Origin of the sequence: Mycobacterium sp. D16Q16, assembly GCF_002013745.1 — a bacterium.
Lineage (GTDB): Bacteria > Actinomycetota > Actinomycetes > Mycobacteriales > Mycobacteriaceae > Mycobacterium.
The window spans coordinates 153,430-160,303 of sequence record NZ_MAEY01000011.1; the positions used below are offsets into that span (position 1 = coordinate 153,430).

Annotated in this window: 3 protein-coding genes; all 3 read left to right on the forward strand. The window is 66.7% G+C overall.

The window, feature by feature from the left end:
- Nucleotides 1-72: 72 nt before the first annotated feature.
- Complete coding sequence (locus B4394_RS12270; RefSeq protein ID WP_078315178.1) at nt 73-1,920, forward strand: Hsp70 family protein; 1,848 nt, start codon at nt 73-75, stop codon at nt 1,918-1,920.
- A gap of 74 nt (nt 1,921-1,994) precedes the next feature.
- On the forward strand, nt 1,995-4,391 hold the full coding sequence (iniR, locus tag B4394_RS12275; protein WP_217697769.1) for an isoniazid response ATPase/transcriptional regulator IniR: 2,397 nt from the start codon (nt 1,995-1,997) through the stop codon (nt 4,389-4,391).
- A gap of 161 nt (nt 4,392-4,552) precedes the next feature.
- A partial coding sequence (locus B4394_RS12280; RefSeq protein ID WP_078315179.1) for a (Fe-S)-binding protein occupies nt 4,553-6,874 on the forward strand: 2,322 nt, incomplete at its 3' end.

The following is a 6,874-nucleotide window of genomic DNA, read 5'->3' on the forward strand; positions in this document are numbered from 1 at the left end:
GTGACGACCGTCATCCCCTACTGTTGGGCTGCGGGGTGAAACACCACAGCGCCGCAATACGAACGGATAGGTATGGCCAACGCACTGGGACTGTCGATCGGCGCCACTCAACTGGTCGCGACAGCCGACGACCCGCAGAGCCAACCCGTCGTGCGCAGTTCGATCCTCACCCTGCATGAGGACAGTCCGCCCGAGGTGGGAGTTCCCAGCCATCCAGGATTGACGCTCACCGGATTCGTCGGCAGGGTCGGCGACCCCGTCGGCATCGTGGCGGCGGACGGATCGGTTCACCGGGCCGAATGGGCACTCACCGAGGCGATGCGCGTATTGATCGCCGACGCGGCCTCTGCTGCCGAATTCACCGCGCCTCCCGTGCTATCCGCCTCGGTCCCCGCCCATTGGAGCCCACAGACGGTCAGCACGCTGCGGGACGCGATCGACCGCGTTCCCGCCCTCGCTCCGGGCGGGCGGCAGCTGAAGTTGATCCCCGATGCGCGCGCCGCCCTCGAATCGCTGGCGGCCGGACCCGGGGTACCCGACCGCGGCGTCGTGGTGGTGTGCGATCTCGGCGGCTCGGGCAGCAGCATCACCCTCGCTGACGCGGCCCGCGAATTCCAGCAGATCGGGCAGACCGTCCGATTCGCCGAGTTCTCCGGTCAGCAGATCGACCAGATGCTGCTGACGCAGGTGCTCACGGATCTGAATCAGGATCCCGAGAGCACCACATCGGTGGGCGCGCTGACGAGGCTGCGCGAGCAGTGCCGTTTGGCCAAGGAGCGGCTCTCCGGCGAGACCGCAACCGCGGTGCCGGTCGAGCTTCCCGGGGTTACCACGGATGTCCGGCTCACTCGCGCCGAGCTTGAAGACCATCTGCGTGGACCGTTGTCCAACCTGATCAAGGCCATCCAGGACACCGTGGAACGCAACGGAATTCATCCGGCGAATATCAACGCTGTCGCATCGGTGGGCGGCGGTGCCAGCATTCCTCTTGTCACCCAACAGCTTTCCGAGCGGATGCGGGTACCGGTCATCACCGGACCGCAGCCGCAGCTCGCGGCCGCGCGCGGTGTGGCCCTGCTTGCCACCCGGCCCGATCTGCCCCCGCAGGACGCCACCGCGATGCGGCCGGTCGAGCAACCGCCGGGCGACGCCACCATGATGCGCCCGGCGCCGTCCGGCACCGGAACCTTCGCCGCTCCGGTGGCCGCGGCCGCCAACGAAACACCGGAATTGGCCTGGTCTCAAGATGATTCAGCCCCCGACCTCGCACCGCTGCAAGAGACGGGCTACCAGAGCGGGTACGACACCGGATACACCGTCGACCTCGACGATGAGTACCACGGCCCCATCGAACCCACTACCGCCCGCCCCGAGCTTCAGTTCAGTCATGAACCGTATGCCGCCGACGATGACTACGACGACTACCCACCGCTGCCGTGGTATCGCCGCCCTCTGGTGTGGTTCATCGCGGCGGCCGCTGTGGCCGGTATCGCCTTCACCGGAATGATGGTGTCCTTGACCAGCAATGAATCACCGGCTCCGGCCCCGACGACACCCAGTGTGAGCGTGGTGCCGAGCACGGGTGATGCCCCGCCCGAGCCACCTCCGTCACCAGAGCCTCCCCCACCGCCGCAGACCCACACCGTGACGCAGTCGGTGCAACCACCACCGCCATCGCCGGAGCCTCCTCCACCGCCACCGCCCACCACCACAACGACGACCACGACGACGACACCACCGACCACCACCACGACCACCACAACAACGACAACAACGACCACAACGACCACCACCACGACACCACCGACGACCACTACCCAGCCGACGACTACGACGACGCAGCCCGTCTCTACGTCGACACCACGCCCGGCGATCACGATCCCGGGCTTGCCCCCGATCCCGATCGGTCCGCGCAACTGAACGCCCCTCGGGACAACGGGCTCTCCGGGGCGTTCGACGGAATCGCCTCGGCGATAACGACTATCACGCAGGCGTTGTCCGCGGGCGGCTCCGTGAAGGTGCTCATCACCGGCACGGCAGGCAGCGGAAAGACATCCGTCCTGGCGCGGGTTCGGGATGTCTTGAGCAACACCGGTTCAGCGCCGGTCAACCACGTCCCGGAGACGGCGCCCGGCGGGAAGGCCGGTCCCTTCGTCATCGACGACGCCCACTGTCTGACCGAGCGCCAACTCGATACCCTGCGCGCTGTCGTGGAGACCGATCCGGCGGCGATCGTGGTCGTGGCCGCGACACCCCGGCGCAATCCGGCCCTGTGTGCCCTCTTTCAGGCCTTGGAGCGCGAGTCACCCGCCATCACGCTCGACCCCGTGACCACGGGTGATATCACCCGGCTTTCGCCTCGCTCAGCTGCTTTTGCGGAGGAGATCGCCGCTGCCACCGGCGGTGTGCTGGCTCTGACGGCGGCGGCCATCGATCATCTGAGCGAGGCAGATCCACTCGAATCGGCACTGCGCGCGATCGATATCCGCATCGACGAACAACTGCGCCGACTATCGCCACCGGCTCAGGCCGCCGTGCTGCTGATGTCCCTGGACACCGGCATAGGAGCCTCCGATATCGCTGCGGCACTTACGCTTTCCGATGCCGAAGACCTGGTTGACGAGGCACTGGCGAGCGGATTGGTTCCCGGTCCCGGTCAGATCGCGTTCGCGTCGAGAGTGCACGGGTGCTGCGCACGACTACTCGGAGCGGCACGGCACCTCGATCTTGAGCGATCACTGCTGCGCACTCAGCTGGACATCGGTTCGGTGTCCGCCGACTTGGCCCTGGCCCTGGTAGCGCATGGACTGCGTGATCCGGCGATCGCTGGACTGTTAGCAGACTGGGCGGCAACCGAATCCGATCCCTTCAGCGCAGCCGATCTGTACCGGGCCGCCCTGGCAGCAGGCGCCCAGCCAGGCCCGCTCCGAGTGCCACTGGCCGAGTCCCTGGCTCGCGCGGGTGACTTGGCGGGGGCCGCCGCGCAGGCCGACGAGGTGCTCACCGCCACCGACCCACGACATCGCGCGGCAGCCGTACGTATCGCGGCGGCCATCGCATGCCATAACGGGGACTCCGGTCAGGCCGCCGCCTTGTACGACTGGCTGGGTTCGGATCTGGACGGCCAGACGGCCCTGTCCGCGGTGCCGGTTTTCGTCGGCACCGGCCAGTTGGTGCGCGCGCGGAAAGCACTGGAAGACAACGTAGGAGCACCACCGACGACATCGGCCACCGCGACACGAAACGCCGCACTGGGGGTCATCGCCTCTGTTGAGGATCGGAGCCAGGAGGCGCTGTCGCTGCTGGGACAGGCCGTCACACAGCAGCCATCGATGCCTTCCTTCACCCCAGACAGCATGGTGGCTCTCGCGGCGTTGACCATGCTGCACGGCGGCGACACGGCACGGGCCCGCAGCATTCTCAGCGGAGCGATCCGCACCGACCTGCCGCATGATGTCTTCGCGGTGCGGCACCGGCTGCTCGCCGCCTGGATCGCCATGTTGTCCGGCGACCTCAGCGGAGCCACCCAATGGCTGCCCGGGGCCGAAGCCGAACTCTCCCGCCGCGACCGCCTGTTCGCCGAATCACTACGGACGGGCATCGCCCGCCGTCACGGAGACACCGGTCCGCTGCGCCAGCATTGGCGGGCCTCCATGGATGCCTTGTCGGCGTATTCGATCGACCTCTACACGCTGCTGCCCGTCGGCGAGCTCTGGGTGGCGGCGGCTCGGCTGCGCGCCCTGGACGCGATGGCGCACCATGTCGACCGTGCGTTCGCGGTTCTGGGGCAGCTCGGCGATCCCATCGCCTGGTCCGCGCCACTGCGGTGGGCAGGCGTGCACGCGGCGATCCTGACCAATTCGCCCGAGAGTCTCGCCCCGCACGGGCAGGCGCTTGCCGCGGCCGCGGGATCCAGCCCGTATGCACGCACGCTGGCGACCGCCGGGCGTACCTGGCTGCGGGTACTGGCCGATCAGGTGGACGGCGCAGAGGTGGACGGCGCCGCACGGATGCTGGCCGACGCCGGTCTGGGCTGGGATGCCACCCGCCTGGCCAGCCAGGCCGCGCTGCACGCGAACGATCCGAAGGTGGCCGCCGCGATGCTCGCACTGGCCCGCGATCTGCGGGCACCGTCGGCCGCGACCGACAGCCCCGACGGGACCGCCCCGCCCTCCTCGGCTCCTCAATCGCCGACATCGACACGGCTCTCCGATCGCGAGCGCGAGGTTGCCGAGCTGCTGCTACGAGGCCTGCCCTATCGCGATATCGGTGCGCAGCTGTTCATTTCAGCGAAGACCGTCGAGCATCACGTCGCGCGCATCCGGCGGCGGCTCGGCGCCGAATCGCGCTCGGACATGTTCTCGATGCTGCGCGCGATTTTGGCGACATAAGTGCGAGAAAGTTCACCCATTGGGCGGGTTAGGTAAGCCTGACTAGGACTTTCGGCCCTGTCAATGCGACGATGGCCGGGCATCGGACATAAGTTACCCGCGAGTAACATTACACTTGTTACTGACGAGTAACTTCTCGGGACCGGGAGGTCAGCACCACCGTGAGTACCGCGACGATCATTCTCGGAATCATCGGCGTCACCTACAGCCTGGTTGCCTGGGGCTCATTCTTCGGCGGCGTCGTCAAAATGCTCCGCGTCATCCTGTCCGGACAGCCGGACGGTACCCGCTGGCGTCCGATCGTCCCGCGCGTCAAGACCGTCATCGTCGAGGTGGTCGCGCACACCCGGATGAACAAGTTCCGCACCGTCGGCTGGGCGCACTGGCTGGTGATGGTCGGCTTCCTGGGCGGCTTCCTGCACTATTTCGAGTCCTACGGACAGACCTTCAATCCCGAATTCCACTGGCCATTCTTTGGCGCCAGTTTCGCCTGGGAAATCTGGATCGAGTTCCTCGGCGTCGGCACCATCATCGGCATCGTCACGATGATCGTCATCCGGCAGCTCAACCACCCCCGCAAGCCCGAGCGGTTATCCCGCTTCGGGGGCTCCAACTTCGTCGCCGCGTACACCATCGAAATGGTCGTGCTCAGCGAGGGCCTCGGCATGCTGCTGGTGAAGTCCGCCAAGATCGCGACCTATCACCACACCAACCCGTATTCGGATCCTGTCAGCTCGCAGTTGGCGAAGCTGCTACCGGAAAGCCCCCTGTTGGTGTCGGCTTTCTCGCTCTCCGTCATGTTCTTCGGCGGCCTGTTCCTGCTGCTGGTCGGACGCAAGCTGGTCTGGGGTGTGGCATGGCACCGCTTCGCGGCCTTCTTCAACATCTACTTCAAGCGCAATGCCGACGGCAGCGTCGCGCTGGGAGCGGCCAAGCCGATGATGTCCGGCGGCAAAGTTCTGGAAATGGAGAGCGCCGACCCCGACGTCGACGCCTTCGGAGCCGGCAAGGTCGAGGACTTCAGCTGGAAGGACTTGCTGGACATCACGACGTGTACCGAGTGCGGTCGCTGCCAGAGCCAGTGCCCCGCCTGGAACACCGGCAAGCCGCTGTCCCCCAAGCTTCTGATCACCTCGCTGCGCGACCACACCTACGCCAAGGCGCCGTATCTGCTGGCCGGTGAGGACAAGTCCAAGCTGAGCGAGACGGAGATCGCCGAGGGCGAGCGCCAGCTGGTCGGCGGCGAGGGTGCCGTGATCGATCACGAGGTGCTGTGGAGCTGCACCACCTGCGGTGCGTGCGTCGAGCAGTGCCCCGTCGATATCGAGCACGTGGATCACATCATCGACATGCGCCGCTACCAGGTGCTCATCGAATCGGAATTCCCCGGCGAGCTCGCGGGCCTGTTCAAGAACCTCGAGAACAAGGGCAATCCGTGGGGCCAGAACTCCAAGGACCGCCTCAACTGGATTGACGAGGTCGACTTCGACGTACCGGTCTTCGGTCAGGACGTCGACAGCTTCGCCGACTTCGAGTACTTGTTCTGGGTGGGTTGCGCGGGTGCCTACGAGGATCGCGCGAAGAAGACCACCAAGGCCGTCGCCGAGCTGCTCGCACTCGCCGGAACCAAATTCCTGGTGCTCGGCGCGGACGAGACATGCACGGGCGACTCCGCCCGCCGCGCCGGAAACGAGTTCCTGTTCCAGCAGCTGGCCATGCAGAACATCGAGCTGCTCAATTCGGTGTTCGAGGGTGTGGAGCAGAAGCAACGCAAGATCGTGGTGACCTGTGCGCACTGCTTCAACGCCCTGGGCAATGAGTACCCGCAGGTCGGTGGCGACTATCAGGTGGTGCACCACACGCAGCTGCTGAACCGGCTGGTGCGCGACAAGAAGCTGGTGCCCGTCGCACCGGTCTCACAAGATGTCACCTACCACGACCCGTGCTACCTGGGCCGCCACAACAAGGTGTACACCGCTCCACGTGAGTTGATCGGCGCGTCGGGCGCCGCGCTGACTGAAATGCCAAGGCATGGAGAGCGTTCCATGTGCTGTGGAGCCGGTGGCGCCCGCATGTGGATGGAAGAGCAGCTGGGTAAGCGCATCAACATCGATCGCGTTGACGAGGCCCTGGCCACGCCCGCCTCCAAGATCGCGACGGGCTGCCCGTTCTGCCGCGTGATGCTGACCGACGGCGTGACCGCCCGCGACGATTCCGCGGCCGTGGAGGTCGTCGACGTCGCACAGCTGTTGCTCGAATCCGTGGGCCGCACCGATGAAATCCGGAAGGCTTTGCCCGCCAAGGGAACTGCCGCTGCCGCGGCAGCCGAGCGGGCTGCCACCAAGACCGCGGAGCCCGAACCTGTTGTCGCCGAGGAAGAAGCTCCGGCGGCCGAAACCGTTCAGGCCGCCGCCGCGCCGGCCGCACCCGCTGCTCCCGTCAAGGGACTCGGCGTGGCGGGCGGCGCCAAGCGCCCGGGAGCC